The sequence below is a fragment of the Pseudomonas sp. ATCC 13867 genome (genome assembly GCF_000349845.1).
GTDB lineage: Bacteria > Pseudomonadota > Gammaproteobacteria > Pseudomonadales > Pseudomonadaceae > Pseudomonas.
The window spans coordinates 1,754,480-1,781,376 of record NC_020829.1; the positions used below are offsets into that span (position 1 = coordinate 1,754,480).

Below are 26,897 nucleotides of genomic sequence, written 5' to 3' on the forward strand. Positions count from 1 at the left end.
CGGTTCGCGAGCAAGCTCGCTCCTACAAGAGCATGTGCTTTAGAGAGGGTGCAGCCATGCTGCTCAACCTGTTCAACGAAATGCGCGCGGCCAAGGTGCCGGTGTCGGTGCGCGAGCTGCTCGACCTGATCGATGCGCTCAAGCACCGCGTCGTGTTCGCCGACATGGACGAGTTCTATTACCTCGCCCGGACCATCATGGTGAAGGACGAGCGCCATTTCGATAAGTTCGACCGGGCCTTCGGCGCCTACTTCAAGGGCCTGGAAAAGCTCGACGACCACCTCAAGGCGCTGATCCCCGAAGAGTGGCTGCGCAAGGAGTTCGAGCGCCTGCTGACCGACGAGGAACGCGCGCAGATCCAGTCCCTGGGTGGCCTGGACAAGCTCATCGAGGAGTTCAAGAAGCGCCTGGAAGAGCAGAAGGAACGCCATGCCGGCGGCAACAAGTGGATCGGCACCGGCGGCACCAGCCCGTTCGGTTCCGGCGGCTTCAATCCCGAGGGCATCCGCGTCGGCGATGCCGGCAAGCGCCAGGGCAAGGCCGCCAAGGTGTGGGACCAGCGCGAGTACAAGAACCTCGACGACCAGGTCGAGCTGGGCACGCGCAACATCAAGATCGCCCTGCGCCGCCTGCGCAAGTTCGCTCGCGAGGGCGCGGCGGAAGAGCTGGACATCGACGGCACCATCGACCACACCGCCAAGGATGCCGGCCTGCTCAACATCCAGATGCGCCCGGAGCGCCGCAACACCGTGAAGCTCCTGCTGCTGCTGGACATCGGCGGCTCGATGGACGCCCACGTGAAGGTCTGCGAGGAACTGTTCTCGGCCTGCAAGACCGAGTTCAAGCATTTGGAATATTTCTACTTCCACAACTTCATCTACGAGTCGGTGTGGAAGAACAACCTGCGCCGCAGCAGCGAGCGCACCGCTACCTTCGACCTGCTGCACAAGTACGGGCCGGACTACAAGGTGGTGTTCGTTGGCGATGCGGCCATGGCGCCCTACGAGATCACCCAGGCCGGCGGCAGCGTCGAGCACTGGAACGAGGAAGCCGGCTACGTCTGGATGCAGCGCTTCATGGAGAAGTACAAGAAGCTCATCTGGATCAACCCGTACCCGAAGGACACCTGGAACTACACCGCTTCCACGGGCCTGGTGCGCGAGCTGGTGAAGGAACAGATGTTCCCGCTGACCCTGAGCGGCCTGGAAGAGGGCATGCGCTTCCTCTCCCGCGGTTGAAACTCTTCCGCGGTTGAGCGCCGAGACGGTGCACCTGCACCGTCCGGGTGTCCGCAAAGGTAACCCTGCCGCCAGGCGGGAAGTTTCTCGCCTGGCGTCGAAAGCCCCGTCCAGTGGGGATCGATCCGGCCACGCCAGGTGGCCGGCACGCAACTTGCCTGCTTCTGACCTGCGCCTGCCGCGGTAACATCCGCTGGCGCGCCGTAGCGTCTACGATGGGCATCGAATGAATTCTCTGACCTTCTCCCGCTCCACCTGGCTCAACTCCCTGCACATGACCTCGCTGACCGTCGCGCTGATGGAGTCCGAGGGGCACAGCCGCGAGTCCATCCTCGAGGGCAGCGGCATCACCGGCGACGACCTGCTCGACCTGCGCCGGCTGGTCAGCCCGTGGCAGGAGCAGCAGGTCTTCGCCAACGTGCAGAACCTCGCCGGTGAACCGGCCCTCGGCCTGCGCCTGGGCGTACGCACGCGGATCACCGCCTACGGCCTGTTGGGTTATGCGCTGATCTCCGCGCCCACCCTGGGCGAGGCGCTGCGCATCGGCCTGAGCTACCCGGTGTTGCTGGGCACCTACTTCCACCTCGCGCTGGAAGTGGACGGCGACATGGCCTGGCTGGTCGCCACCGGCTACGGCGAAGAGGAAGAGCTGCGCCCGTTCAACACCGAGCTGTGCCTGGGCTCGCTGAAGGTCGCCTGCGCCGACCTGCTCGGCCAGCCGTTGCCGCTGGTGCGCGCCGAATTCGACTACACCGGCCCGGCCGACCGCTGCGCCGCCTACGCCACGCTGTTCGGCTGCCAGCTGGATTTCGACTGCCCGCGCAGCGCCATCGGCTTCCCGGCGAGCTGGCTGGACATGCGTCTGCCGCTGGCCGACGCGGTGACCCACCGGGAGATGCTGGAGCAGTGCCGCCGGCAGAATATCGACCTGGCCGCGCGCCGCGCCTGGCTGGACAAGGTTCGCGCGATTCTCGGCGAACGCCTGCAGGAGCCGCCGGGCCTGGAGGAACTGGCGCGCCGCCTGAACTGCTCCTCGCGCAGCCTGCGCCGCCATCTGCAGCAACAGCAGACCAGCTACCAGCAGTTGCTCGACGAACTGCGCTTCGCCCGCGCCAAGGAACTGCTACAGGACGGCGACATGCCGATCTACCGCATCGCCGAGGAACTCGGCTTCAGCGAGACCGCCAGCCTGCGCCACGCCTTCCAGCGCTGGAGCGGCCAGCCGCCGAGCCACTTCCGTGCATAGCGAGCGGTGCACAAAGAGCCGTGCATGAAATCCGCGTAAAATTGTCGCAGATCAAGGATCAGGCCCGTCTGACAGGCATAGCCTTCAGGAATCCCACAAGGAAGCCCGAGGGCCTGATCATGGCCAAGAAATTCCCCCTCAATCCGCCGCACCCCGAGCGTATCTGCTGGGGCTGCGATCGCTACTGCCCGTCCACCAACCTGGCCTGCGGCAACGGCGCCGACCGCACCATGCACCCGGCCGAGATGCTCGGCGAGGACTGGTACCAGTTCGGTGACTGGGGCATCGAGGCGTCGAATACGATTTCCGTAGTGCAGCTGGAGCCTTCCAGCTAGCACTCGCCCCGCGCCCTGGCGGCGCCGGATGAAAAAGCGCGCACTCCGGGGGAGTGCGCGCTTTCGTTTCATCAGCTCTTGGCCGGGGCGATGCCGTAGAGCTTCCGGAAGCGCGATCAGCCCGGCCGTCTGCATCAGAACCACGTGCTCGCCGTTGCGGCTGCCGCTCGATGACGGTCAGGCGCGGGCTTCCAGGATCAGGTTGAAGGGTGTTTCCGCAGCGCGGCGGAACTGGCTGAACCCGGCCTCCTCGAAGACCTTGCGCAGACGTGCTTCGCCCGCTTGCGCGCCCAGGCCCAGGCCGACTTCCTGGGACAGCGAATTGGGCGTGCAGATGAAGGTGGAGGCGGCATAGAACAGCCGGCCCACCGGGTTGAGGTTGTCGTCGAGGTGGTCGTTGGCGAAGGGCTCCACCAGCAGTACCGTGCCGTCCGGCTTGAGTGCCTGGCGGGCATGGCGGGCGGCGCCGACCGGGTCGCCCATGTCGTGCAGGCAGTCGAAGAAGCAGATCAGGTCGTAGTCGCCCGGATAGTCCTTGGCGCTGGCGCGCTCGAAGCGTGTGCGATCGGCCACGCCTGCCTCCGTGGCGCGCTGGGTGGCGGTGTCGATCGATGGCGCGTGATAGTCGAAGCCGGCGAACCGCGAGTCGGGGAAGGCCTGCGCCATGATTACCGTGGAGGCGCCGTGGCCGCAGCCGATGTCCGCGACCTGCGCGCCGCGCTGGAGCTTCTCGAGCACGCCGTCGAGCGCCGGCAGCCATTCGCTGACCAGGTGCGCCCGGTAGCCGGGACGGAAGAACCGCTCGGTGCCGGAGAACATGCAGGGGTGGTGATCGCCCCAGGGCAATGCGCCGTCGCCACGCATGGCGGCCACCAGCTTGTCCTTGTCGTGGAACAGCGCCGCGACCACCACCGCGCCACCGGCGACATAGACCGGCGAGTCCTCCACCGCCAAGGCCAGGGCCTGCTCTTCGGGCAGGCGGAAGAGGCCGTCGTGGTGTTCCATGTAGCCGGACGCGGCGTGGGCGCTGAGCCATTCGCGCACCAGGCGGGCGTTGCAGCCGGTGCGCTCGGCCAGGGTCTGGGCGCTGATCGGCTGGCTGTCCGCCATCGCGCGGTACAGGCCGAGTTCGTCGCCGAGGATGATGTTGGCGAGCATCGCCGCGCCACCCATGTCGGTGACCAGCTTGCCCATGAAATCGTTGAGCTTGGCTTCGTCCATGACGCGACTCCTGCGCAGGACCACCGTGCACGCGTCGGCCCGACGGTGGTCGGGTAGAGGGCAGGGCGGCGAGGGGCGCATGCCGGATGACCCTTTGCCGCGCCGGACACCGGGCGCGACGGCCCGGTGCGTCGTCACGCAATGGCGGCGTCCCGGGCGGGAGCATTGCGTACGGGCCGGCCGAGTCGGAGCGCACCGGCACCGACGGTGTTGCGCTCGACGACGGACTCAGCGAGGTGTGGCCCCGTGCGGGGGCCTATGGTTCAGTCTAGGTTTGCCCGCGTGTGCGGGCGCGGTGGCCGACCTGTGGTCGATGCATCCAGGGGACTCATTCTCCAGGGTCCGTTGCGGGCTTCTGCGGAACCGGCAGTGGCTGCTGCAGCACCAGGCTCTGCGGCGAGGACAGCGAGATACCCAGTTCGCGCAGGCGGCCGAGGATGGTGAAGAGCAGGTCGCTGCGTGCGGTAGCCACGGCGCGCGGGCTGTTCACGTAGCCCGACACGCCCAGGGTCAGCCCGGTGGCGCCGAGTTCCTTGAAGGTCACCGACGGCGCCGGCGTGGCGGTAATCGACTCATGCTCGGCAAAGGCCGCCAGCAGCACCTCGCGAACCTTCAGCACATCGGTGTCCAGCGGCAGCGTCAGGCTGATGCTGACCACCCCCAGGGCGTTGCTCATGGTCACGTTGCGCACGTTCTGGGAAATGAACTGCGAGTTGGGGACGATCACCGTGGACTGGTCGGACATCTGGATTTCCGTGGCGCGTACGTTGATCCGCCGGATGTCGCCTTCCACGCCCCCGGTCAGGCTGACCCAGTCGCCGACCTTCACCGGTCGCTCGGTCAGCAGGATCAGGCCGGAAATGAAGTTCTGCACGATGGCCTGCAGGCCGAAGCCGATGCCCACCGACAGGGCGCTGACCACCCAGGTCAGGCTGGTGAGGTTGATGCGCAGGGCCGAAAGCACCAGCAGCACCAGGATGACCATGCCGATGTAGCCCACCAGGGTCACCAGCGAGGCGCGCATGCCCACATCCATGCTGGTTTCCGGCAGCAGTTCGTCGGCCAGCCAGCGCTTGAGCAGACGCAGGCCGAACAGGCCGGCGCCCAGCGTCGCCAGGGCCAGCAGGATGTCCTGCGGAACGATGTTCAGGCGGCCCAGCGACTGGCCGCTTTCCACCAGTTGCACCAGTCCTTGCAGCAACTCGCCCGGGCTGGCGCCGGATGTGGAGAACGCCACCAGCAGGGTCGATAGCACCAGCAGGGTGCGGCCCGTGCCGGTCAGCAGCGTGGTGAACTGCGCCTGATGCTGCGGATTGACGCCGAGGTTCTGCGCCAGGCGCTCGCCGATCGGATGCTTCGGCGACAGCAGTGCCTCGCAGAGGTCGCCGAACAGGGCCGTCAGCAGGTAGCCGCTGGCGCAGATCACGCTGGCCCAGAGCAGCTTGCCGGCGAGGAAATAGGCCAGCGAGAGATAGCCGGAGACCAGCGCGAGCAGAATCAGCAGCACGGTGATCAGGATGGCCAGGACGATCACGCTGGTGAGCGGGGAGGCCTCGTGGTCGTCCGCCTCGCGACGGCTGCGGCGGTAGCAGTACAGTGCCGTGGCGAACAGCACGGCGCTGGCCAGGGCGGTGATGCCGTTGACCGCGACGGTCAGGGCGAGGCTGGCGCCGCTGGCGCTGTTCAGGCGTTCCTGGGTGCCGAGCAGGAGGAGCATCCAGGCCATCAGCCAGGGGAAGGGCGAGAGGGCCTTGGCCACCGGGTCGGGCAGGTCGGGGAGGCGCCAGGAGGGGCGCTGTACGGCCAGCAGGCCACGGCCGAGGCCGGCGGTGAAGGTGCAGAAGATCACCAGGGCGAGCAGTTGGTCGGCCAGGTTGGACATGTTGCCGTCGAGCTGTTCGTGCCAGTCCAGCCCTTCGCGGATCAGCCCGGCCCCGCCGCCCAGGGTGACGATGGTTGCCAGGCTCACCGACAGGGCCAGGGCGCTGCGCCGTAGTCGGCCGACGGGAATCCAGCGGATCATCGCCTTGGTCAGCAGTTGCTCCAGCAGGCGGCGTCCCGGCACCCAGAGCAGCGCGGCGGCGATCAGGCAGACGATGAAGGGCGCGCGGTTGCCAGGCTGCCAGGCCTGGACGAGGCTGTCGGCAATCCGTTGGTGGACGGCGTTCAGGCGCGCCAGGTCATCGTCGGTCGGGCGGATCAGGCTGGACCAGAAGCGCGGACTGAACGGTGGCGAGGAGCGCGTGGCGATCTGCGAGTTGAACTGGCTGCGGCGCAGGTTGACGATCTGCGCGGCGAGGTCCAGGGCGGCGTTGTCCATCTGCTTGGCGCGCTGTACCTGTTGTGCCAGTTGCTTCTGCTCCGCCTGCAAGTCGTTGCGCTGGCGGGTGAGGTTGTCCGCTTCGCCGGGTACTTCCGGGCCGAGGACCTTGAGCTGATCCTCCGTGCGGGCGAGCCGGGTGCTGAGGTCTCCCACGCTCTGTTCGGCGTGCAGCTGGACCTGCAGCGCGGCCTGGCGCAGGGTGGAGAGCAGGCTGTCGTCGCTGTCGGCGGACACGCGCTGGCGAATCAGTTCCAGGCGATCACCCAACTGGTCCAGACTGGCCTCCTCGGGCAGGTCCGGCAGTTCGAAGGCGGAGGCGGGCGTCGCCGCGCCCGGTTCGTCCGCCAGCGCGGCGTCGGTGCCGGCCAGCGACAGCATCAGTGCCGACATCAGTAGCAACAGGGCATGGCAGCATACCCGTGCGATGGTTTTCCGCATCTTCCCCCCATCCGATGGTCATGGCGCGATACCGGAGTTCGACCGGGCTGCGCCGTGGCAATTCCCTGAAGCATAGCGAGGCGGGGGAACGCTAGGGGAAGGTTTCAGGACGGTTTCCGGTCGGTACGGTTGGTTAAGGGTCACAAATTATGGCCATATCGATCCCCTTTTGGCCGCTCACGCTGTTCTGCGCCGTGGCCAGGCTGGGCAGAATCCTGCCACCCGAGAACAATAATCCGTCAGAGGTTCATTCCCATGCTCACGGTCTATAGCGACGATCACCGCCTGCACTTCGGCCAGTCCGAACTGGTCGACGGCAAACTCCAGCCCTGCTTCGAAATGCCCAGCCGCGCAGACACCGTGCTGGCTCGCGTGAAGTCGCAGAACCTGGGCGAGGTCATCGCCCCGAAGGACTTCGGCCTGGAACCGATCCTGCGCACCCACAACACCCGCTACGTCGAATTCCTCAAGGGCGCCTGGGCCCGCTGGGCGGCCGAAGGCCATACCGGCGACCTGGTCTCCACCACCTTCCCGGGGCGCCGCCTGCGCCGTGACGGCCCCATCCCCACCGCGCTGATGGGCGAGCTGGGCCACTACAGTTTCGACACCGAGGCGCCGATCACCGCGGGCACCTGGCAGGCCATCTACAGTTCGGCCCAGGTCGCGCTGACCGCCCAGGACCACATGCGCCAGGGCGCCAACATGGCCTTCGGCCTGTGCCGTCCGCCGGGCCACCATGCCGGCAGCGATTTCATGGGCGGCTACTGCTTCCTGAACAACGCCGCCATCGTCAGCCAGGCCTTCCTCGACCAGGGCGCCAGGCGCGTGGCCATCCTCGACGTGGACTACCACCACGGCAACGGCACCCAGGACATCTTCTACCGCCGCAACGACGTGCTGTTCGCCTCGATCCACGGCGACCCGCTGGTGGAGTACCCATACTTCCTCGGCCACGCCGACGAGCACGGCGAAGGCGCCGGCGACGGCTACAACCACAACTACCCGCTGGCTCACGGCACCGGCTGGGACGGCTGGTCCGCCGCCCTCGACGATGCCTGCCGCAAGATCGCCGCCTACGCACCGGACGCGGTGGTGGTCTCGCTGGGCGTGGATACCTACAAGGACGACCCGATCTCCCAGTTCAAGCTGGACAGCCCGGACTACCTGCGCATGGGCGAACGCATCGCCGCCCTGGGAATTCCGACCCTGTTCATCATGGAAGGCGGTTACGCGGTCGAAGCCATCGGCGTCAACGCGGTGAACGTGCTGCAAGGCTTCGAAGCCGCCGCGCGTTGACCGACGCCACCGGGCGGACGAGAGTCCGCCCGGTTTCATTCTGGCTCGCGAACGCTTGTGCGGGCGCATCACCCCGGGGAAGGACATGAACAAGAACACCGTGCTGCGCGGCCTGCTCGCCGCCGCCACCCTCGTCACGGCCAGCGTCGCCAGCGCCGAGCCGCAAGTGCGCATCTACAACTGGTTCGACTACATCGGCCCGGACACCCTGAAGGGCTTCCAGGCTGAAACCGGTATCAAGCCGCAATACGACGTCTACGACAGCAACGAAGTGCTGGAAGCCAAGCTGCTCTCCGGCCATTCCGGCTATGACGTGGTCGTCCCCAGCGACAGCTTCCTCCCCAACTACCTCAAGGCCGGCGTGTTCCAGCCGCTGGACAAGAGCCAACTGCCGAACTGGAAGAACCTCAACCCGGCACTGCTCAAGGTGCTGGAGAGCAAGGATCCTGGCAACCGGTACGTCATGCCCTACATGTGGGGCACCAACGGCATCGCCTACAACGTCGACAAGGTCAAGGCCGTGCTCGGCGACAACGCGCCAGTGGACTCCTGGGACCTGGTGTTCAAGCCGGAGAACCTGGCCAAGCTGAAATCCTGTGGCGTGGCCTTCCTCGACTCGCCCACCGAGGTGATCCCGCAGGTCCTGCATTACCTGGGGCTGCCGCCGAACAGCCGCAACCCCCAGGACTACAAGAAGGCGGGGGCGCTGCTGGCGCAACTGCGCCCGAACATCACCTACTTCAGTTCCTCGAAGTTCGTCACCGACCTCGCCAACGGCGACGTCTGCGTGGCCCTGGCCTGGTCCGGCGGCGCGATGCAGGCGGCCAACCGCGCCAAGGAAGCGGGCAACGGCATCCACATCGAGTACCGCATTCCCAAGGAAGGAGCGGCAGCCTGGTTCGACGTGCTGGCGATTCCGAAGGATTCGAAGAACGTCGGGCAGGCCCACGCCTTCCTCAACTACCTGCTGCGCCCGGACGTGGTGGCGCCGATCTCCGACTACGTGGCCTACGCCAACCCCAACCAGGCGGCGGATGGGCTGATTTCGACGGAACTGCGTGACAACCCCAACGTCTACCCGCCGGCCGAGGTGCAGGCCCGGTTGTTCTCGGTGGAACCGCTGCCGCAGAAGCTGGAACGCCTCCGCACCCGCACCTGGAGTCAGGTGAAATCCGGCAAGTGATGTCGTTCGCGGTGGGCTGGGCAGCGGATTTTCGTTGGCGGCCGGCCGTCTCGAACTGGAATAATCGGCGGACTTTCATGTCCGCCGATTTTCATTGGACGTTTCCCTTCTTCTGCCGAGACTTGCCATGTCCTGTCCGAACCTCGATCGCGTCTTCGTCCGGAGGCGCCCATGATTGCCGAACGCAAGAACGCCGATGCTTTCGCCATCCAGGTGATGACCGGCCTGTGCGTGATCTGGGGTATCCAGCAGGTGATGGTGAAGCTCGCCGCGCCGGACATCGCGCCGATCATGCAGGCCTTCGGGCGCAGCGTGATCGCCGCCGTGCTGGTGGGGCTGATGATGTGCTGGCGCGGTGGCTGGGAAGGGCTGCGCCAGGGCACCCTGGCCGGCGGCGCGCTGGCCGGGGTGCTGTTCTCAGCGGAATTTTTCTTCATCGCCCAGGGGCTGGTCTACACCTCCGCCTCGCACATGGCGGTGTTCATCTATACGGCGCCGATCTTCTCGGCGCTGTGCCTGCATTTCCTGCTGCCCAGCGAACGCCTGCGGCCACTGCAGTGGCTGGGCATCGCGGTGTGCTTCGGCGGTATCGCGCTGTGCTTCGGTGGCAATTTCGACCTTGCCGGGATGGATGGCCGCATGTTGCTGGGCGACGCCTTCGGTGTGCTCGCCGGACTGTCCTGGGGGCTGACCACCGTGGCGGTACGCACCACGCGGTTGTCCGAGGCGCCGCCGAGTCTGACGCTGTTCTACCAGCTGTTCGCCGCTGCGCTGCTGCTGCCGCTCATCGCGCTGGCGCTGGGTGAAACCCATAACGTCAGCCTGACCGCCATCGGCGTGGGCAGTGTGTTGTTCCAGGGCATCCTGGTGTCGTTCTTCAGCTATTTCACCTGGTTCTGGCTGTTGCGCCGCTACCTGGCCTCGAACCTGGCGGTGTTTTCCTTCATGACGCCGATGTTCGGCATCGCTTTCGGGGTGCTGATCCTGGGGGAGCCGCTGAGCCTGAATTTCGTCGGTGGCGCGGTGCTGGTGCTGGCGGGGATCACGCTGGTCAGCAGCGAGCAGTGGGTGCGGCGGACGCTGCGTCGCTGATCGTCGATATGTCGCGCTCTTGATTCAGGTCAGGCGCTGATCCGGTCTGAACCGATAGGCTTTGTATCAAGGAATGAGTGGCGCGGGCGGAGAGTGGGACGCCGAGCTATTCTTTCCTAGGGCGGTTCATGGTGGTAACGGACCGCCCGACCCGAATTGGAATGAGGAGGCATCCCATGAAAGTCTGGCTGCAAAGCATTGCGTGGAAGCTCGGTGTCGCGCTTGGACTGATCGAGCCTCCACGTTTACAACCCATCCCCATCCGTAGCGACGAACAACGTCGCCTGATGGAGCAGCGCCGGCGCGGTTGATCGTTCCCCGCCGCCCCCCGCATGAAAAACCCGCCGGATGGCGGGTTTTTCTTTTGGTTCTTCACGGATTACGCGTCATTCGCGGGCCTTGAACCAGTCGTCGATCATCGTCTTCAACCGTTCCCCGGAGAAGCTCGGGAAATGCCCGCCGTGCACGGTGCGCACCGGTAGCTCGCGCAGGCGTGCCAGGCTTCTTGCATAGTCGTCGAGGTTGGAGTGGTAGGCATCCTCGATCAGCGGACCGTCGTAGATGATGTCGCCGGAGAACAGCGTCCGGGTCTTCTCTTCCCACAGGCTGATGCCGCCCGGCGAGTGGCCGGGGGTGTGCAGCACCTGCAGGGTGCGGTCGCCCAGGTCGAGCACGTCGCCTTTGTCGATGGTGCGGGTCGCCGGCGCGGCCTTGACCCGGTATTCGGCGTAGCACAGCGGGCAGTCGGGGTGGGCGTCGAACATCTCGTCGCCGACGAAGGCGGTGGCCAGGGTGCGTTCGCCGTCGGGGCTGGCGAGGATGTCGGCCTCGGCCGGATGCACCAGGCGCTCGTCGAATTCGTGGTGGCCGGCGATGTGGTCGAAGTGGGTATGGCTGGCGACTGCCAGCAGTGGGCGCTCGGTGAGCCAGGGCAGTTGTTCGCGCAGGCTGACCAGGCCGGAGCCGCTGTCCACCAGCACGTCGCGGTCGCGGCCCTGGATGTGCCACAGGTTGCAGCGGTAGAAGGGGCGGACGTAGGGCTCGTGGATCAGACTGACGCCGTCGTAGCAGTGGCGAACCTCGAACCAGCGGTCGCGGGTGACGATCTTCATGGTGTGCGCCTTTCAAGGCTGAGCATAGGGCGTACAACCGTTCGCGGTTGTACGCCGATACACCGTGCCACTCATTGAGGCCAGGGCCAAGCCCGGAGTGCTGGAGCTTTTCGTAGGAGCGAGCTTGCTCGCGAACAATCCCGAGCTGGGCGGTTCGCGAGCAAGCTCGCTCCTACGGGGCAGGGCCTCGCGCGATGATGCTTAGGGCGCGAACGGCGCCGCTTCCATCACTTCGATGATCAGCGGGCGGTCGCTCGGCGCGCTGCGCAGCAGTTCCTGCAGGTGCGCGTGGTTGCGGGCGCGTTCGGCGGCGCAGCCGAAGCCCCTGGCGATGGCGAGGAAGTCCGGGGTGTAGATGTCCACGCCCAGCGGGGTGATGTCGCGGCGCTCCATGTAGCGCTTGATCTCGCCGTAGCCGTGGTTGTTCCACAGCAGCACGACGATGCCCACCTTGGCTTCCACGGCGCTGGCCAGTTCGGTCAGGGTGAACTGCAGGCCACCGTCGCCCATCAGGCTGATCACCGGGCGGCCCGGCTCGCCGAGCTTGGCGCCGATGGCGGCCGGCAGGCCGTAGCCCAGGGTGCCGTAGCCGGTGGAGGCGTTGAACCAGCGGCGGCCGCCGTCCAGTTCCACCAGGTGGTTGCCGCTGTAGACGGTCTGGGTCGAGTCGCCGACGAAGCGCGCGTCGGGCAGCACGTCGAGGATCGTGTCGAACAGGGTGCGGTAGTGCGCCCAGCCGCTGAAGTCTTCGGCCAGTTGCGCGCGCACCTTGGCCGCGCGCCGGGAGCCGGGGCTGGTGGCGTCGGCCTCGCGCGCCGGCAGCAGTTCCAGCAGGGCGCGCATGGCGGTGCGGGCGTCGGCCTGGATGGCGATCTGCGGCGCGAAGTTGCGCATCAGCTGCTGCGGGTCGATGTCGATGCGGATCAGTTCGCCGCCGATCTTGAAGTTGCCGTCGAACACCACGTCGTAATCGGTCTCGCCCAGCTCGGTGCCGATGGCCAGCACCACGTCGGCCTCCAGCGCCAGTTCACGGACCGGGACCAGCGACTGGTTGCTGCCGACCAGCAGCGGGTGGTCCGGCTGCAGCAGGCCCTTGGCATTGATGGTCTGCGCGGTTGGTGCATCAAGGGCGATGGCCAGGGCGCGGGCCTCGGCTTGCGCGGCGACGCAGCCGCCACCGAGCAGCAGCAGCGGTTTCTGCGCCTTGGCCAGCTTGGCGGCGGCCTCGTGCAGCGGCGAGCGGGCCGGAGCCGGACGCGCCAGTTGCACGCGCGGCAGCACCTGCATGTGGTCGGCCGGGGCGGTAATGATGTCCAGCGGCAGCTCGATGTGTACCGGGCGCGGGCGCTCGCTGTCGAACACGGCGAAGGCGCGGGCCAGTACGGCTGGCAGCTCCTCGACGCTCATCAGGGTATGGCTGAAGGCGCTCACCCCGGCGGTCATGGCGCGCTGGTTGGGCAGTTCGTGCAGGTAGCCGTTGCCGTGGGCCAGGCGCGAGCGCTCGTTGACGCTGGAAATCACCAGCATGGGAATGGAGTCGGCGTAGGCCTGGCCCATCGCTGTGAGGATGTTGGTCATGCCCGGGCCGGTGATGATGAAGCACACGCCCGGCTTGCCGGTGACGCGCGCGTAGCCGTCGGCCATGAAGCCGGCGCCCTGTTCGTGGCGCGGGGTGATGTGGCGGATGCCGCTGTGGGGCAGGCCGCGATACAGCTCGACGGTGTGTACGCCGGGGATGCCGAAGACGGTGTCGACGCCCCAGGCTTCGAGTTGTTTGACGAGGAATTCGCCGCAGGTGGTCATGGCAGTTCCTTACAGGGAGAGGTCGTGAAATGAAAGAGGGCGCGGTGATCGACTCGCCGCGCCCTTTTTATTGGCTGTCTCGCGCTCAGGCGACGCTGGCGGCGGCCGCCGGGCGGCGCGACAGCAGGCTGACGACGATGAAGCTGACCAGGCCGATGGCCAGGCTGTAGTAGATCGGGGTGTTGGCTTCCAGACCGTCGATCAGCATGAACGCCAGGGATGTCAGGCTGCCCAGGGCCATGCTGGTGATGGCGCCGGTGGTGGTGGCGCGCTTCCAGTAGATGGCGCCCAGCAGCGGGATCAGCATACCGCCCACCAACAGGTTGTAGGCCAGGGTCAGGGCGCTGATCACGTCGCTGACGACCAGGGCGATGCCCAGCACCACGATGCCCAGCACCAGGGTGGAGATGCGGTTTTCGTGGGCGTCGCCGTTGCCGCTCATGCCGCGCCCCTTGCGCAGACGCGGGATCAGGTCCTGCACCAGGGTGGTGGAAGCGGCCAGCAGGCCGGCGCTGGCGGTGGACATCAGGGCAGCCAGGGCGGCGGCGACGACCAGGCCGCGGATGCCGGACGGCAGGGTGTGGTCGACGATGCTGGCGAAGGCGTTGTTGACGTTGTCCAGGTCCGGCAGCAGCACCTTGGCGGCCATGCCGATGGCGGCGCAGGCCAGGCCATAGAGGATGCAGTAGATGCCTGCGGCGGAGCCGGCGACCTTGGCGACGGTTTCACTGCGGGCGGTGAACACGCGCTGCCAGATGTCCTGGCCGATGAAGATGCCGAAGAAGTAGATCAGGAAGTAGGTGAGGATGGTGTCCCAGCCAATGGCGGTCAGCGAGAAGTAGCTGGCCGGCAGTTTGCTCGCCAGCGCGTCCCAGCCACCTGCCTGGTCCAGCGACATGGGCATCAGTACGAAAACCAGGCCGACGGTCATGATCAGGAACTGCACGATGTCGGTCAGGGTCAGGGACCACATGCCGCCGATGGTGGAGTACAGCACCACGACGCCGCCGCCGATCAGGATGGATACCCAGAATGGCAGGCCGAACAGCACCTGCATGACGGTGCCGATGGCGATGGTCGAGGTGGCGCCGATCATCAGGGCGTACACCAGCATGATCATCGCGCTGGCGGTGCGGGCGGCCGGGTTGTAGCGGCGCTCCAGAACCTGGGTGACGGTGTAGATCTTCAGTTTCAGCAGCGGCTTGGCGAGGAACAGGCTGATGCCGACGATGCCCAGGCCCAGGGCCGCGCACAGCCAGAAGCCGGAGATGCCGTGGACATAGCCCAGGCGCACGGTGCCGATGGTGGAGGCGCCGCCCAGGACGGTGGCGGCCATGGTGCCCAGGTAGAAGCCCGGGCCGAGGTTGCGCCCGGCAACCAGGTAGTCGTCGCGGGTCTTGGCGCGGCGCATGCCGTACCAACCCAGAGCGATCATGCCGGCGGCATAGATCAGTACTACGAGAATATCCAAGCCCATCTTCGGGTCCTCACGCGTGCATTGTCATTGTTGCCGCGCGCTCGTGGCGTGCGGTGGGGCATCGGATCGGCGCGGCCGGTCCGGTGCGATTTCACGGGTCTTGTGGGTGTCGCTTCAGGCGGCCGGTTCGTTGATGCCGCGCACCGGGCGGTCGTGGCTGCCGACCCAGCACGGGCCCTTGGGGCCGTAGACGCCGGCGGGTTCCGGGAAGGTCCGCAGCAGGGCGACGTAGAGCAGGGCGGCCATGCCGAGGGTGACCGGCAGGCTGATGTCGATGCCGCCGGCCAGGTCGCCCAGCGGGCCGACGAACTGGCCCGGCAGGTTGACGAAGCACAGGCCCAGGGCCGCGCTGGGGATCCACGCACCCATGCCGCGCCAGTTCCAGCCGTTGTGGAACCAGTAGGCGCCGCCTTCCTGGCCACGGGTGAACACCTGCAGGTCATCGGCGTGGTAGAAGCCACGGCGGATGATCAGGCCCAGAATCATGATCACCATCCACGGGCTGGTGCAGGTAATGATCAGCACGGCGAAGGTCGACACGCTCTGCACCAGATTCGCGGCGAAGCGACCGATGAAGATGAAGGCGATGGACAGCAGGCCGATCAGCAGGGTGGCCTGCACGCGGCTCAGCAGGCGGGGGAACACGCTGGACATGTCCAGGCCGGTGCCGTAGAGCGAGGTGGTGCCGGTGGACATGCCGCCGATCACCGCGATCAGGCACACCGGCAGGAAGAACCAGCTCGGCGAAACGGCCAGCAGGCCGCCGACGTAGTTGTTCTGGGCGATGTAATCCGGGGCGTTGACCGCGACGATGGTGGCGGTGGCCAGGCCGAACAGGAACGGGATCAGGGTCGCCAGCTGGGCGCAGATCACCGCCAGCATGATGCGCTTCTGCGAGGTCTGGCGCGGGATGTAGCGCGCCCAGTCACCGAGGAAGGCGCCGAACGATACCGGGTTGCTCATGGCCAGCAGGGCGGCGCCGATGAAGGCGGCCCAGAAACCTTCGCTGCCCATCTGCACGGTACCGGCGTAGCCGGCGTCGAAGGGGCCGGAGAAGGCGAACAGGCCGAGCAGGAACAGCAGGCTCGCGGCCCACACGGCGATCTTGTTGACCATCAGCATGAAGCGGAAGCCGTAGATGCAGACGATCAGCACCAGCACGGCGAACAGGCCGTAGGCCAGGCCCAGGGTCAGGTCGGTTTCCGGCAGGTCGAACAGGCGCTTGGCGCCGCCGATCAGCGCATCGCCCGAGCTCCACACGGAGAGCGAGAAGAACGCGACGGCGGTGAGCAGCGAGAGGAACGAGCCGACGATCCGCCCGTGCACGCCGAAGTGGGCGCCCGAGGAGACCGCGTTGTTGGTGCCGTTGAGCGGGCCGAACAGGCCCATCGGAGCGAGGATGATCGAGCCGACCAGCACGCCCAGGACGATGGCCCAGACGCCGGCCTGGAACGACAGGCCGAACAGCACCGGGAAGCTGCCCAGCACGGCGGTGGCGAAGGTGTTGGCGCCACCGAAGATCATGCGGAACAGGTCGGTGGGCGTGGCGTTGCGCTCGTGATCCGGGATCTGTTCGACCCCGAATGTCTCGATTGTTGTGATGGCGTGTGTGTTGTTCTTGTTATCCATGACTTCCTCCCGGGGAGCCCTGTCTTTATGGCGTCGCAGACGGTGACAGGTGCTCGTGTGTGGCCAGCCATCGGCCCTGTTTCGGATCACGGCGGAAGATGATGGTCTCCCGTTCGTGGTTCAGGCTTTCCTCTCCCTGGATGCGCAGCCGCGTGGCGACGTCGTGGCAGAACACGGCCACGTCTTCGCCCTGCAGGCTCACAAAGGTGTTGCTCGAAAGGCAGTCAAGGACCTCGAAACCATCGTCACGCAGCCAGCTTTCCCACACCTCGCGGTAGGCCGCGCGCGAAAGCAGCGGCTGCGGCCAGGTGTGGAAGATGAAGCTGGCGTCTTCGCTGAAGGCGGCGAAGTAGGCTTCGGTGTCGGTGCGCGCGAAGGCTGCCACGAGAACGCGGGCAGCCTCCAGCACCTGTGCTACGCAGGCGTCGTTATTCATGTGTGTGCTCGTGCGCTCAGCGGCGCTCTACGCCCGGGAGGATGCAGAGCATTTCGTACAGCAGGTTGGCGCCGAGCAGCGAGGTATTGCCGGTGGTGTCGTAGGGCGGGGAGACCTCGACCAGGTCGCAGCCGATGATGTCCAGACCCTGGCAGCCACGGACGATCTCAATGGCCTGGATGGTGGTCAGGCCGCCGATTTCCGGGGTGCCGGTACCGGGCGCCCAGGCCGGGTCGATACCGTCGATGTCGAAGGACAGGTAAACCGGGCCGCCGCCGACTTTCTCGCGGACTTCGGCCATCAGCGGTTCCAGCGACTTGTGCCAGCACTCTTCGGCCTGCACCACGCGGAAGCCCTGCTTGCGGCTCCAGTTGAAGTCTTCGGCGGTGTAGCCCTGCGCACGCAGGCCGATCTGCACCACGCGGTCGCAGTCCAGCAGGCCTTCTTCCACCGCGCGGCGGAAGGTGGTGCCGTGGGCGATCTTCTCGCCGAACATGTGGTCGTTCACATCGGCGTGGGCGTCGATGTGGACCAGGCCGACCTTGCCGTGCTTCTTGTGGATGGCACGCAGGATCGGCAGGGTGATGGTGTGGTCGCCGCCCAGGGTCAGCGGGAGGATGCCGTGGTCGAGGATCTTGTCGTACGCCTCTTCGATGATGCGCACGGCTTCCATCAGGTTGAAGGTGTTGATCGCCACGTCACCGATGTCGGCGATGTTCAGCGAGTCGAACGGCGCGGCGCCGGTGGCCATGTTGTACGGACGGATCATCACCGACTCGGCGCGGATTTCGCGCGGCCCGAAACGAGTGCCGGAGCGCAGGGAGGTGCCGATGTCCAGAGGCACGCCGACGAAGGCGGCATCGAGCTCGTTGAGCTCTTCGGGGGACTGGATGTGCGGCAGGCGCATCATGGTGGCGATGCCGCCGAAACGCGGCATTTCGTTACCGCCCAGGGGCTGGTGAAGTTTCTTGTCCATGGGGAGGGCCTCAGGCTGATCGCTGTCTTCGTGGAAACAGGCTTGTTGAATACTGAGACCGGATTCTCATCAGACCGGGTAGTGGAAAAAATCGCTGGCTACAAATAATCACTTCAGAGTTTTCTAAACTAATCAGCACCGCTAGACTGCGCCACCTTGCCGCAGCAGACGGCTCGCCGGGCTTGTGGGCTGCGGTTCCTGAATAGATAGCTGGCTTGCTATCATCCGTTTTTCAGGTACAGAAAGTATTGAACTAGAGCGGCCTGGCCGCGGTTTTGCGGAGTCTTCATGAGCGCGAGCGCACTGCCCGACGTCAAACTGCTGCGGATTTTCGCCTGCGTGGTGCGCAGCCAGGGCTTCGCCGCTGCCCAGCAGGAACTCAACCTGTCGACCTCGGCCATCAGTACCTACATGAGCCAGCTGGAGAACCAGTTGGGCATCGTGCTCTGCCATCGCGGCCGTGGCGGCTTCGGGCTGACCAGCAAGGGTGAGCTGTTCCATCAGGAAACCCTGCGCATCCTCGGCGAACTCGAAGGCTTCGAACGCTATGCGGCGACCCTCAAGGGCGAGCTGCGCGGCACCCTGAATCTCGGCGTGCTGGATTCCACCGTGAGCGATCCGGCGCTGCCGCTGGCCGATGTCATTGGCTCCTTCAGCAGCCTGCACCCGGCGGTGCACCTGCACCTGCAGGTGCAGAGTCCCTACGAGCTGCAGCTGGCGGTGCTGGACAACCGCCTGGACCTGGCCATCGGCTCCTTCTTCAGCCGGATGAACGGGCTGGTCTACCAGCCTCTTTATAGAGAACAGCACTGGCTGTATTGCAGCGACCGCCACCCGCTGTTCGACGGCCGGCGCATCCCGGCCGAGCTGATCACCCAGCAGCGCATGGTCGGACGTGGCTACTGGAGCCAGGCGGAACTGGCGCGGCACGGCTTCAAGCACAGCGCGGGCACCGTGGAGAGTATGGAGGCGCAGCTGATCCTGATTCTCTCCGGCGGCTACATCGGTTATCTGCCGGAGCACTACGCCCATTCCTGGGTGGAGCAGGGCCGCCTGCGCGCATTGCTGCCGGCGACCTTCGGCTACCAGGCGCCGTTCTCGCTGATCCTGCGCCGTGGCCGCTCCCGCGAGCCGCTGATCCAGAACTTCCGCGACCTGCTGCGCACCCAGCCGAGCCAGTCATGAGCCGTGCCCGCTGCCCGCGCTGCGAGCGCCCGCTGAACCACTGCCTGTGCGCGCTGATCCCGCGCCTGGACAACCGTACCCGCGTGCTCCTGCTGCAGCACCCGAGCGAGGTCGGGCATGCGCTGAATACCGCGCGCCTGGCGGCACTTGGCCTGGCCAATGCGGAGTTGATGGTGGGCGAGGATTTCAGCGATCTCGATCTGTCCGCCTGGGACGCCTGGCTGTTGTTCCCCGGCGAGTCCGCCGTGGTGTTGGCCGATCTGGCTACGCAGCCTGTGGATAAGCCGCGCCTGCTGGTGGTGCCCGACGGCACCTGGCGCAAGGCGCGCAAGCTGCTGCATCTGAGCCCGAACCTGGCGGCGCTGCCGCGCGTCGTCCTGCCGGAAGGGCTGACCTCGCGCTACCGCCTGCGCAAGGCGCCGGCTGAAGGCGCGCTGTCCACCATCGAGGCGGTGGTGCATGCGCTCGATGCGCTGGATGCGCCGCGGTCCCACGCCGACCTGTTGCGCCCGTTCGATGCGCTGATCGAAGGGCAGATCGCGGCGATGGGGGAGGAAACCTTCCTGCGCAACCACGGGCCGCGTTCCATCTCCTGACGGCGGACCCTGCCTGGTATCCGGACGCGGTCTCCACCTGTAGGAGCGAGCTCGCTCGCGAACGAGTACCGGCAACGACGGCGTCAGGCGGGTTCGCGAGCAAACTCGCTCCTACGAAAAGCATGTGCCGGGCCGGCCGGCGGATTCGCTTGCTGCGGTCGACTCGTTATACTGCGCCGCTCATTCCCCTTCGCGAGGTGTTCGTCCGATGCGCAATTGATGCCGCCGTGGTTTCACGGCCCGTTTTCCTTCCCTGGCCCGTTCCCGGGGGATTTCCGGCATCAATCTGGTACTGCGCATGACGAGCCCGTTCACCCTGGCGCTGCAAGGCGTCTCCTTTCAATTGCCCAGCGGCGAGTCGTTGCTGAGCGACCTCAACGAAACCTTCGATGACCGCCGCACCGCGCTGGTCGGGCGCAATGGCGTGGGCAAATCCATGCTGGCGCGGATCATGGCTGGCCAGTTGCAGCCCAGTGCCGGACGCTGCCTGTGCTCCGGCCCGGCGCACTACCTGGCACAGCGCATCGAGCCGCAGGCGTTCCGCAGCGTGGCGGACCTGGCCGGTGTGCAGCCGCTGCTGGATGCGTTGGCTCGTATCGAGGCGGGAGGCGTCGATCCCGCTGACTTCGAGCGGCTCGATGGCCATTGGGATATCCGGGCCCGCCTGGAAGCCGAACTGGCCGCCAGCGGGCTCGCTCACCTGTCGCCGGATACGCCCGCTGCGCGCCTCAGCGGCGGTGAATGCACGCGGGTCGCGTTGCTCGGTGCCTGGCTCAGCGAGGCGGACTGGTTGATCCTCGACGAGCCGAGCAACCACCTTGACCGCGTCGGCCGCGAAGCCCTGCGCGGGCACCTGCAACGCTGGCGCGGCGGGCTGATCCTGATCAGCCATGACCGCCTGCTGCTGGACGACATGCAGCGCATCGTCGAGCTGTCGTCCGCCGGCCTGCGCAGTTACTCCGGGGGCCACGCCTTCTACCGCGAGATGCGCCAGCAGGAACAGGACAGCGCCCTGCGCGAATTGCAGCGGCGCAAGCTGGAACGTGATCGCCAGCAGCTCGCCATGCAGGAACAGCGCGAGCGCCAGGAGCATCGACAGGCGAAGGGGCGCAAGGAGGCGAAACAAGCCAACCAGGCGAAGATCCTGGTCGACCGGCAGAAGGAGCGCAGCCAGACCAGCATCGCGCGCCTGGCCACGCAGCACGGCGAGCGCCGCGAACAGCTGGCGCGGGAGGTTCAGGAGGCTTTCGGGCAGTTGCGCGACGATAGCGCGGTCGTCCTGAATGCGCCGGCCTGCGAGTTGCCCGAGTCCCGTGGCGTATTGCTGCTGGAGGCGCTGCGCCTGCCATTCGGCAATGTAGCGCCGCTGGACTGGCAGTTGAACGGCCCGCGCCGCGTGGCGGTCACCGGGCGCAACGGCAGCGGCAAGTCGACTCTGCTCAAGGTGATCGCAGGCGTGCTCGGCCCTGCCGCTGGCTCGTGCGACGTGAAGGTACGCAGCGCCTATCTGGATCAGCACCTCGCCGCGCTGTTGCCCGCGCGCTCGGTGCTGGAACTATTGCAGGCGCGCAACCGCACGGCGGCCCCGTCCGTGCTGCGTACGCGCTTGGCGCAGCTGGGACTGCCGGTGACGCGGGTCGATCTGCCCAGCGGTCTGCTCAGCGGTGGCGAGCGCTTGAAGGCGGCGCTGGCGTGCGAGCTCTACGCCGAGCATCCGGCTCAACTGCTGTTGCTCGATGAGCCGGACAACCACCTCGACCTGCCGTCCCGCGAGGCGCTGGAAAACCTGCTGCGGCAATACCGGGGAGCGTTGCTGGTGGTGTCTCATGACGCTGCGTTTCTTGACCGGCTGGAGCTGGAGGCACGGCTGGAGTGCGCGGAGGGCGGCTGGCACTGGCGGGTCGAGTGAGGCTTTACCGGCCGGGAAGGGTTGGGTAGGATCGACCTCCCTCTCTTTCCGGCTGCCTCTGCCGTGTTCCGCCCAGGCGTTGAATCGCGAAGCGGGCATTCATGCTGCCGACGCTCCACCGGCCGCCACCTTTCGTGGCGTGCTATCCCTATGTGATTCGCTGAATCAGGATGCATTCATGCTCATTCGCCAACGCATCGCTGCGGACAATCCGCGGCTGCTCGACATCTGACTGGGCGCCGTGCGCGCCACCCATCATTTTCTCCAGGCGTCCGATATCGACGGCCTGTTGCCCCTGGTCCGCGACCTCTACCTGCCCGCTGTCGAGGTGTGGGTGGCGGTGGATGCCGAGGACCGTCCGTTGGGCTTCATCGGCCTCAACGAGGCTCATGTGGAAATGCTCTTCATCGACCCGGAGCTGCGTGGCCGGGGCATCGGCCGCGCGCTGCTGGACTTCGTGCGTGAAGCGCGCGGTGCGCTGAGCGTCGATGTCAACGAACAGAACCCGCAGGCGGTGGGGTTCTACCGGCACTACGGCTTCGTCCAGACCGGTCGTTCGCCCACCGATGGCGAGGGGCGGCCGTTCCCGTTGCTGCACATGGGCCTGCCGGACGAGGCGTAAGCGGTTCTTCGTAGGAGCGAGGGGGACGCCTTCGTTATTGCTCGCGAGCAGATTTTCCGGCAGGCCCGGAGTCAAGCGGGTTCGCGAGCAAGCTCGCTCCTACAACAGTTCTACGCGCTGTGTTCCGTTTCGCCGCTGCCGAAGCGAATGCTCCGCGCACCGAGCTTCAGCAGGCTGTCGGCGAACAGGTCGCTGGCGGCGTGGCGGCAATCCCAGGCGGCCTCCCAGTCCTCCCGGCGGCGCCAGTGCAGGCGGCCGATCAGGCGCTGGGATTCGCCTTCGGCGTGCAGTTCGCTGGCGAGGTAGCCGGGATGCAGGTGGAACAGTTGCTGGAGGTGTTCCAGGTAATCACCCAGTTTCGCGGCGATGTGTGGGCGCCGCTGTGGCGTGACGTCGATCTCGATCTGCAGGACGAAGTGCGGATTGTCCACGCAGGCATGGGCGTGGATCGGGCCGGGCTGGGTCATGGTTCTTGGCTCCTGTCTTGAACCGAATGCCAGACAAGGGTAAAACCTCAACTTAAGTTGAGGTCAAGAGCCCATGAAAAAATCATCTTCCTGCCCGATCCATCGGGAGCTGAGTGTCGGCGAACTGGCGCAACGCGCCGGCGTGGCGGTGTCGGCCCTGCATTTCTACGAGGCCAAGGGGCTGATCAGCAGCCGCCGCAATGCCGGCAATCAACGCCGCTATCCGCGCGATACGTTGCGCCGGGTGGCGGTGATCAAGGTTGCGCAGCGGGTTGGCATTCCCCTGGGCGAGATCGCCGAGGCGCTGGATTCGCTGCCCAGCGGCCATAGTCCGACGGCGGCGGACTGGGCGCGGCTGTCGGAGCGCTGGCGGAATGATCTGAACGAGCGGATCGAGAAGCTGTTGTTGCTGCGCGATCAACTGGACGGCTGCATTGGGTGTGGTTGCCTGTCGATGGAGGCGTGCCCGCTGCGCAATCCGGGGGATCGACTGGCGGAGGAGGGGCCGGGGGCGCATTGGCGGGGCGACGAGTGATGGAGGGTTCGCGAGCAAGCGTGCTCCTACAGGTGTTCATTCGGCAGCACGGGTGCGGTGGCGGGGCCTTCGCGCTACGCGAGCGGGGCCGGGGCGATGAAACTCAGCGCTCCCGCAACGCCTCCCAGCGTGCCTTCAGCACCGGCTTGAGGATGTAGTCGAGCACGCTTTTCTCGCCGGTGATGATGTCCACCGTCGCCACCATGCCGGGGATGATCAGCAGCGGCTTGGCGTCGGTGCCCAGGTGGTTCTTGTCGGTGCGCACCTGGATCAGGTAGAAGCTGTTGCCCTTGTCGTCGGTGATGGTGTCGGCGCTGATCAGTTCCAGCTTGGCCTTGAGCCCGCCGTAGATGGTGTAGTCGTAGGCGGTGAATTTCACGGTCGCCGGCTGGCCGGGATGGAGGAAGGCGATGTCCTGCGGGCGCACGCGGGCCTCCACCAGCAGGTTGTCTTCCAACGGGACGATTTCCACCATGTCGCTGCCCGGCTGCACCACGCCGCCGATGGTGTTGACCTTGAGCTGCTTGACGATGCCGCGCATGGGTGAAACCACCAGGGTGCGGTTGACCTTGTCGTCGATGGCGCGGCTGGTGGCGGTGAGCTTGTTGAGCTCGGTGCGGGCCTCGTTGAGTTCCTTCAGCGTGTCGCTGCGAAAGCCAAGCTTCGACTCCTCGACCTTGCGCTGGATTTCATTCACCGCCGCTTCCGCGCGGGGGATGGCCAGGCTGGTGGCGTTGAGGTCGCCGTTGATCTCCACGGCGCTGCGGCGCAGGCGCAGCAGTTCCACGGGGGAGACGGCGCCGCTCTTGACCAGCGGTTCGGACATGTTGATCTCCTGCTGCACCAGGCCCAGGCTCGAGCGGTACTGCTGCTGCTTGGCGCGGAACTCCTGGAGCTCCTGGGTCTTCTGCCGCAGCTGTTCCTGGAGGATGCTCAGCTCGCTGTTCTGCCGCTGCTGGCGGGTCTGGTAGAGGGCCAACTGGTCTTCCACCACTTGCGGCGCGTCCTTCTTCAGTTCATCGGCGAACGCGGGTTGGCGGCCATCGACCTCCGCGCTCAGACGTTCCACGCGGGCTTCCAGGAAATTGCGGTCGGCCTCGGTCTCGCCCTTGTTGGAGGCGAAGCGGGTGTCGTCCAGGCGCAGCAGCGGCTGGTTCTTTTCCACCACCTGGCCATCGCGGACGAAGATCTCCGAGACGATACCGCCCTCCAGGTTCTGGATGGTCTGCACCTTGGAGGAGGGGATGGCCTTGCCTTCGCCCTTGGTGACTTCCTCGATGTCGGCGAAGTAGGCCCAGGTAACGGCCACCACCAGCAGCGCCAGCGCGGACCACAGGGTGATGCGGGTGGCGTTGGGCGAGTCTTCCAGCAAGGTACCCTGGACCTCGGGCATGAACTCGGTGTCGCGGGCGCCGCTGCCGCCCAGGTAGTTGCGGATCGATTGCGAGAACTGCATGGCGATTACCCCGCTGCCGGGCCGACGTGGCCCTTGCGCAATGCTTCGATGACCGCGTCTTTCGGGCCGTCGGCGACGATGCGGCCGCTGTCGAGCACCAGCAGTCGGTCGACCAGGCTGAGCATCGAGGTGCGGTGGGTGACCAGCAGCAGGGTCTTGTCGCGGCAGGCCTCGTGCAGGCGCTTGCGCAGGATCTCCTCGCTGCTGTTGTCCATCGCGCTGGTGGGTTCGTCGAGCAGCAGGATCGGTGGGTCGAGCAGTAGCGCGCGGGCCATCAGCACGGCCTGGCGCTGGCCGCCGGAAAGCAGTTGGCCGCGCTCGCCCACCGGGCGGTCGAAGCCCAGCGGGTGCTGCCGGGCCAGCTCGCTGACGCCGGTCAGTTCGGCGACTTCCAGCATCCGCGCGTCGCTGATGTAGCGGGCGCCGAGGGTCAGGTTGTCGCGCAGGCTGCCGGCCAGCAGCGGCAGGTCATGGGCGACGTAGCCGATCTGCTGGCGCAGGTCGGCGACGTCGATCTGCCGCAGGTCCAGGCCGTCGAGCAGGATCTGTCCTTCGTCGGGATGGTAGAAGCCCATCAGCAGGCGGCCGAAGGTGCTCTTGCCGGAGCCGCTCTTGCCGATGATGCCGACCTTCTCGCCGGGAGCCAGGCGCAGGCCGATGTGGTTCAGCGCCGGGGTGCTCTGGCCCTGGTAGCTGAAGCTGAGCTGGCGGACTTCCAGGGCGCCGTGCAGTTGCGTGCGCTCCAGCGGGCGCTGGCGCGGCTGGCGCTCCTGCGGCAGGGCCATCAGCGCGTCGGTGCTGGTCATGGTCAGGCGCGCCTGCTGGTAGCGGGTGATCAGCCCGGCGATCTGTCCCAGGGGGGCGAGCACGCGGCTGTTGAGCATGTAGCTGGCGACCAGCGCGCCGACGCTGAGATTGCCGTCGAGGATGCTGTAGACCCCGGCACAGATCATCGCCATGCCGGCGAACTGCTGGAGGAACAGGGTGCCGTTGGTGGCCAGTGCGGAGAGGAAGCGGGCGTGGTTGTCCAGCCGCGCCAGGGCGCCGTGGGTGGTTTCCCAGCGGTACTGGCGCTCGCTCTCGGCGCCGCAGGCCTTGAGGGTTTCCAGGCCGCCGAGGGTTTCGATCAGCAGCGCCTGGCGCTCGGCGCCCAGGGTCAGGCTCTTCTGTACCGTGTCGCGCAGGCGGCTCTGGATGATCAGGGCGAAGACGATGGTGATCGGGAAGGCCAGCAGCGGGATCGCGATCAGCCAGCCGCCGAGCAGGCCGATGACCAGGATCATCAGCAGGGAGAAGGGCAGGTCGATCAGGCTGGTCAGGGTCAGGGCGGTGAGAAATTCGCGCAGTCCCTGGAAGTCGTGGATGCTCTGGGCAAAGCCGCCGACCGTCTCGGGCTTGGCCACCATCGACATGCCGGTGATGCGTTCGAACAGGGTCGCCGAAAGCACCACGTCGGTCTTCTTGCCGGCCATGTCCAGCAGGTTGGAGCGCAGTACCCGCAGCAGCAGCTCGAACATCGTGCCCAGCAGCAGGCCGACGGCCAGCACCCAGAGGGTCGAGAGCGCCTGGTTGGGCACCACGCGGTCGTAGGTCTGCATGACGAACAGCGGCACCAGCATGCCGAGCAGGTTGATCAGCAGGCTGGCCACCAGCGCGTCGGTATAGAGCCAGCGCGACAGACTCAAGGTGTCGCGGAACCAGGCTTCGACCCGCGGCACCAGCGGCTTGCGCGCGGCTTCCAGTTCGTGGCGCGGGCGGGCGAACAGGGCCTGGCCGCTGTACTGGGCGGTCAGCTCGTCGGCGTTGACGCACTGCTCGCCGCCTTCGGTTTCGCACGGCAGGATCAGCGCCTGGCCGTCGTCGCGCCATTGGCGCAGCACCGCGCTGCGCCCGTCGTTGAGCAGCAGCAGCACCGGCAGGTTGAGGTTGGAGATGCTTTTCAACTCGCGGCGCAGCAGGCGGCCCTGCAACCCGGCGCGGGCCGCCGCGCGGGGCAGCAGGCTGGCGGACAGGCACTGGTCGTGCAGCGGCAGGCCGGCGGACAGGCTGTTGCGGCTGACCGCGCAGCCGTGCAGGCGGCAGAGAATCAGCAGGCCGTCGAGTAGGGGATCGTCATGGCTCAGGCGTGGGTCGCCGGGCGCTGATGTGCTGCGCTCCTGGATGATCATGGTCACGCTACTTCCTCCCGGGCCGCGTCGCCGCCTGACGTCGCTGCGCGCCGGCCGACACCCGCGAGGTGCGCCGGCATGTCGCCGCACGACGGCTCCGTGCCCTGTCGTATCGCTGCACGGCCGCCGCCCCGTTGCCGGATGGCACGGGGCA

23 protein-coding genes are annotated in these 26,897 nt (G+C 66.6%); 12 read left to right on the forward strand and 11 right to left on the reverse strand.

The genetic code is table 11. The annotated features are described in order from the left end of the window. Positions 1 to 56: 56 nt before the first annotated feature. The 3 genes from H681_RS08080 (at position 57) to H681_RS08090 (ending at position 2,819) form a co-directional block, all read left to right on the forward strand. The gene (locus tag H681_RS08080; RefSeq protein ID WP_015476361.1) at positions 57 to 1,238 is read left to right on the forward strand and encodes a vWA domain-containing protein; all 1,182 of its coding nucleotides are present in this window, start codon (positions 57 to 59) and stop codon (positions 1,236 to 1,238) included. 226 nt (positions 1,239 to 1,464) lie between these two features. Continuing rightward, on the forward strand, positions 1,465 to 2,484 hold the full coding sequence (locus tag H681_RS08085; protein ID WP_015476362.1) for an AraC family transcriptional regulator: 1,020 nt from the start codon (positions 1,465 to 1,467) through the stop codon (positions 2,482 to 2,484). A gap of 119 nt (positions 2,485 to 2,603) precedes the next feature. Continuing rightward, positions 2,604 to 2,819, forward strand: coding sequence for a DUF3079 domain-containing protein (locus tag H681_RS08090; RefSeq protein WP_015476363.1), 216 nt, complete (start codon positions 2,604 to 2,606; stop codon positions 2,817 to 2,819). 177 nt (positions 2,820 to 2,996) lie between these two features. Here the strand turns inward: H681_RS08090 and H681_RS08095 are convergent, their stop codons facing one another. After that, on the reverse strand, positions 2,997 to 4,040 hold the full coding sequence (locus tag H681_RS08095) for a class I SAM-dependent methyltransferase (protein WP_015476364.1): 1,044 nt from the start codon (positions 4,038 to 4,040) through the stop codon (positions 2,997 to 2,999). A gap of 328 nt (positions 4,041 to 4,368) precedes the next feature. Then, entirely contained in the window at positions 4,369 to 6,801 is a 2,433-nt protein-coding gene (locus H681_RS08100) for a DUF3772 domain-containing protein (RefSeq protein WP_015476365.1), read from the reverse strand. Between the two features lie 255 nt (positions 6,802 to 7,056). Here H681_RS08100 and H681_RS08105 point away from each other — a divergent pair, with 255 nt between their 5' ends. From H681_RS08105 to H681_RS27045, 4 genes are all read left to right on the forward strand, one after another. Further along, a complete protein-coding gene (locus H681_RS08105) occupies positions 7,057 to 8,097 on the forward strand; it encodes a histone deacetylase family protein (protein WP_015476366.1) in 1,041 nt (346 codons plus the stop codon). A gap of 85 nt (positions 8,098 to 8,182) precedes the next feature. Next, on the forward strand, positions 8,183 to 9,280 hold the full coding sequence (locus H681_RS08110) for an extracellular solute-binding protein (RefSeq protein ID WP_015476367.1): 1,098 nt from the start codon (positions 8,183 to 8,185) through the stop codon (positions 9,278 to 9,280). Between the two features lie 171 nt (positions 9,281 to 9,451). Beyond that, positions 9,452 to 10,372, forward strand: coding sequence for a DMT family transporter (locus H681_RS08115; RefSeq protein ID WP_015476368.1), 921 nt, complete (start codon positions 9,452 to 9,454; stop codon positions 10,370 to 10,372). A 176-nt stretch (positions 10,373 to 10,548) separates the two neighbouring features. Further along, positions 10,549 to 10,683: a PA1414 family protein gene (locus H681_RS27045; protein WP_269078304.1), complete on the forward strand. Its 135-nt coding sequence runs from the start codon at positions 10,549 to 10,551 to the stop codon at positions 10,681 to 10,683. A gap of 75 nt (positions 10,684 to 10,758) precedes the next feature. Here H681_RS27045 and H681_RS08120 read toward each other — a convergent pair whose 3' ends face one another. From H681_RS08120 to speB, 6 genes are all read right to left on the reverse strand, one after another. Next, positions 10,759 to 11,484 carry an MBL fold metallo-hydrolase gene (locus H681_RS08120; RefSeq protein WP_015476369.1) on the reverse strand — a complete coding sequence of 242 codons (726 nt, stop codon included), beginning with the start codon at positions 11,482 to 11,484 and terminating at the stop codon, positions 10,759 to 10,761. Positions 11,485 to 11,685: 201 nt separating this feature from the next. Beyond that, the gene (locus H681_RS08125) at positions 11,686 to 13,287 is read right to left on the reverse strand and encodes a 5-guanidino-2-oxopentanoate decarboxylase (RefSeq protein WP_015476370.1); all 1,602 of its coding nucleotides are present in this window, start codon (positions 13,285 to 13,287) and stop codon (positions 11,686 to 11,688) included. An 85-nt stretch (positions 13,288 to 13,372) separates the two neighbouring features. Continuing rightward, positions 13,373 to 14,764: a sodium:solute symporter gene (locus tag H681_RS08130; RefSeq protein ID WP_015476371.1), complete on the reverse strand. Its 1,392-nt coding sequence runs from the start codon at positions 14,762 to 14,764 to the stop codon at positions 13,373 to 13,375. A gap of 114 nt (positions 14,765 to 14,878) precedes the next feature. Beyond that, positions 14,879 to 16,393 carry a purine-cytosine permease family protein gene (locus H681_RS08135; protein ID WP_015476372.1) on the reverse strand — a complete coding sequence of 505 codons (1,515 nt, stop codon included), beginning with the start codon at positions 16,391 to 16,393 and terminating at the stop codon, positions 14,879 to 14,881. Positions 16,394 to 16,418: 25 nt separating this feature from the next. Further along, a complete protein-coding gene (locus tag H681_RS08140) occupies positions 16,419 to 16,829 on the reverse strand; it encodes a YybH family protein (RefSeq protein WP_015476373.1) in 411 nt (136 codons plus the stop codon). Positions 16,830 to 16,845: 16 nt separating this feature from the next. After that, on the reverse strand, positions 16,846 to 17,805 hold the full coding sequence (speB, locus tag H681_RS08145; RefSeq protein WP_015476374.1) for an agmatinase: 960 nt from the start codon (positions 17,803 to 17,805) through the stop codon (positions 16,846 to 16,848). A gap of 288 nt (positions 17,806 to 18,093) precedes the next feature. Between speB and H681_RS08150 the strand changes: the two genes are divergently transcribed. From H681_RS08150 to H681_RS08165, 4 genes are all read left to right on the forward strand, one after another. Further along, positions 18,094 to 18,990, forward strand: coding sequence for a LysR family transcriptional regulator (locus H681_RS08150; RefSeq protein ID WP_015476375.1), 897 nt, complete (start codon positions 18,094 to 18,096; stop codon positions 18,988 to 18,990). Then, on the forward strand, positions 18,987 to 19,586 hold the full coding sequence (locus H681_RS08155) for a tRNA-uridine aminocarboxypropyltransferase (protein WP_015476376.1): 600 nt from the start codon (positions 18,987 to 18,989) through the stop codon (positions 19,584 to 19,586). The genes H681_RS08150 and H681_RS08155 overlap by 4 nt, the downstream gene beginning before the upstream one ends. Before the next feature lie 298 nt (positions 19,587 to 19,884). Beyond that, positions 19,885 to 21,495 carry an ABC-F family ATP-binding cassette domain-containing protein gene (locus H681_RS08160; RefSeq protein ID WP_015476377.1) on the forward strand — a complete coding sequence of 537 codons (1,611 nt, stop codon included), beginning with the start codon at positions 19,885 to 19,887 and terminating at the stop codon, positions 21,493 to 21,495. Positions 21,496 to 21,727: 232 nt separating this feature from the next. Continuing rightward, entirely contained in the window at positions 21,728 to 22,117 is a 390-nt protein-coding gene (locus H681_RS08165; protein ID WP_236620534.1) for an acetyltransferase, read from the forward strand. A gap of 110 nt (positions 22,118 to 22,227) precedes the next feature. On the opposite strand, the gene H681_RS08170 is transcribed toward H681_RS08165, so the two are convergent. Next, positions 22,228 to 22,584 carry a hypothetical protein gene (locus H681_RS08170; protein ID WP_015476380.1) on the reverse strand — a complete coding sequence of 119 codons (357 nt, stop codon included), beginning with the start codon at positions 22,582 to 22,584 and terminating at the stop codon, positions 22,228 to 22,230. Between the two features lie 73 nt (positions 22,585 to 22,657). Between H681_RS08170 and soxR the strand changes: the two genes are divergently transcribed. After that, on the forward strand, positions 22,658 to 23,119 hold the full coding sequence (gene soxR, locus H681_RS08175; protein ID WP_015476381.1) for a redox-sensitive transcriptional activator SoxR: 462 nt from the start codon (positions 22,658 to 22,660) through the stop codon (positions 23,117 to 23,119). A 103-nt stretch (positions 23,120 to 23,222) separates the two neighbouring features. On the opposite strand, the gene H681_RS08180 is transcribed toward soxR, so the two are convergent. Both H681_RS08180 and H681_RS08185 read right to left on the reverse strand, forming a co-directional pair. Further along, the gene (locus tag H681_RS08180) at positions 23,223 to 24,575 is read right to left on the reverse strand and encodes an HlyD family type I secretion periplasmic adaptor subunit (protein WP_015476382.1); all 1,353 of its coding nucleotides are present in this window, start codon (positions 24,573 to 24,575) and stop codon (positions 23,223 to 23,225) included. A gap of 5 nt (positions 24,576 to 24,580) precedes the next feature. Beyond that, on the reverse strand, positions 24,581 to 26,743 hold the full coding sequence (locus H681_RS08185) for a type I secretion system permease/ATPase (RefSeq protein WP_015476383.1): 2,163 nt from the start codon (positions 26,741 to 26,743) through the stop codon (positions 24,581 to 24,583). Positions 26,744 to 26,897 lie beyond the last annotated feature (154 nt).

Bases quoted from the DNA above. Each gene is read 5' to 3' on its own strand.
- H681_RS08185 (WP_015476383.1), bottom strand. From the start codon at position 26,743: ATGATCATCCAGGAGCGCAGCACATCAGCGCCCGGCGACCCACGCCTG.
- soxR (WP_015476381.1), top strand. From the start codon at position 22,658: ATGAAAAAATCATCTTCCTGCCCGATCCATCGGGAGCTGAGTGTCGGC.
- H681_RS08135 (WP_015476372.1), bottom strand. From the start codon at position 16,393: ATGGATAACAAGAACAACACACACGCCATCACAACAATCGAGACATTC.
- H681_RS08085 (WP_015476362.1), top strand. From the start codon at position 1,465: ATGAATTCTCTGACCTTCTCCCGCTCCACCTGGCTCAACTCCCTGCAC.
- H681_RS08105 (WP_015476366.1), top strand. From the start codon at position 7,057: ATGCTCACGGTCTATAGCGACGATCACCGCCTGCACTTCGGCCAGTCC.
- H681_RS08160 (WP_015476377.1), top strand. From the start codon at position 19,885: ATGACGAGCCCGTTCACCCTGGCGCTGCAAGGCGTCTCCTTTCAATTG.
- H681_RS08110 (WP_015476367.1), top strand. From the start codon at position 8,183: ATGAACAAGAACACCGTGCTGCGCGGCCTGCTCGCCGCCGCCACCCTC.
- H681_RS27045 (WP_269078304.1), top strand. From the start codon at position 10,549: ATGAAAGTCTGGCTGCAAAGCATTGCGTGGAAGCTCGGTGTCGCGCTT.
- H681_RS08115 (WP_015476368.1), top strand. From the start codon at position 9,452: ATGATTGCCGAACGCAAGAACGCCGATGCTTTCGCCATCCAGGTGATG.
- speB (WP_015476374.1), bottom strand. From the start codon at position 17,805: ATGGACAAGAAACTTCACCAGCCCCTGGGCGGTAACGAAATGCCGCGT.
- H681_RS08130 (WP_015476371.1), bottom strand. From the start codon at position 14,764: ATGGGCTTGGATATTCTCGTAGTACTGATCTATGCCGCCGGCATGATC.
- H681_RS08180 (WP_015476382.1), bottom strand. From the start codon at position 24,575: ATGCAGTTCTCGCAATCGATCCGCAACTACCTGGGCGGCAGCGGCGCC.
- H681_RS08090 (WP_015476363.1), top strand. From the start codon at position 2,604: ATGGCCAAGAAATTCCCCCTCAATCCGCCGCACCCCGAGCGTATCTGC.
- H681_RS08095 (WP_015476364.1), bottom strand. From the start codon at position 4,040: ATGGACGAAGCCAAGCTCAACGATTTCATGGGCAAGCTGGTCACCGAC.
- H681_RS08125 (WP_015476370.1), bottom strand. From the start codon at position 13,287: ATGACCACCTGCGGCGAATTCCTCGTCAAACAACTCGAAGCCTGGGGC.
- H681_RS08100 (WP_015476365.1), bottom strand. From the start codon at position 6,801: ATGCGGAAAACCATCGCACGGGTATGCTGCCATGCCCTGTTGCTACTG.
- H681_RS08170 (WP_015476380.1), bottom strand. From the start codon at position 22,584: ATGACCCAGCCCGGCCCGATCCACGCCCATGCCTGCGTGGACAATCCG.
- H681_RS08150 (WP_015476375.1), top strand. From the start codon at position 18,094: ATGAGCGCGAGCGCACTGCCCGACGTCAAACTGCTGCGGATTTTCGCC.
- H681_RS08155 (WP_015476376.1), top strand. From the start codon at position 18,987: ATGAGCCGTGCCCGCTGCCCGCGCTGCGAGCGCCCGCTGAACCACTGC.
- H681_RS08140 (WP_015476373.1), bottom strand. From the start codon at position 16,829: ATGAATAACGACGCCTGCGTAGCACAGGTGCTGGAGGCTGCCCGCGTT.
- H681_RS08080 (WP_015476361.1), top strand. From the start codon at position 57: ATGCTGCTCAACCTGTTCAACGAAATGCGCGCGGCCAAGGTGCCGGTG.
- H681_RS08120 (WP_015476369.1), bottom strand. From the start codon at position 11,484: ATGAAGATCGTCACCCGCGACCGCTGGTTCGAGGTTCGCCACTGCTAC.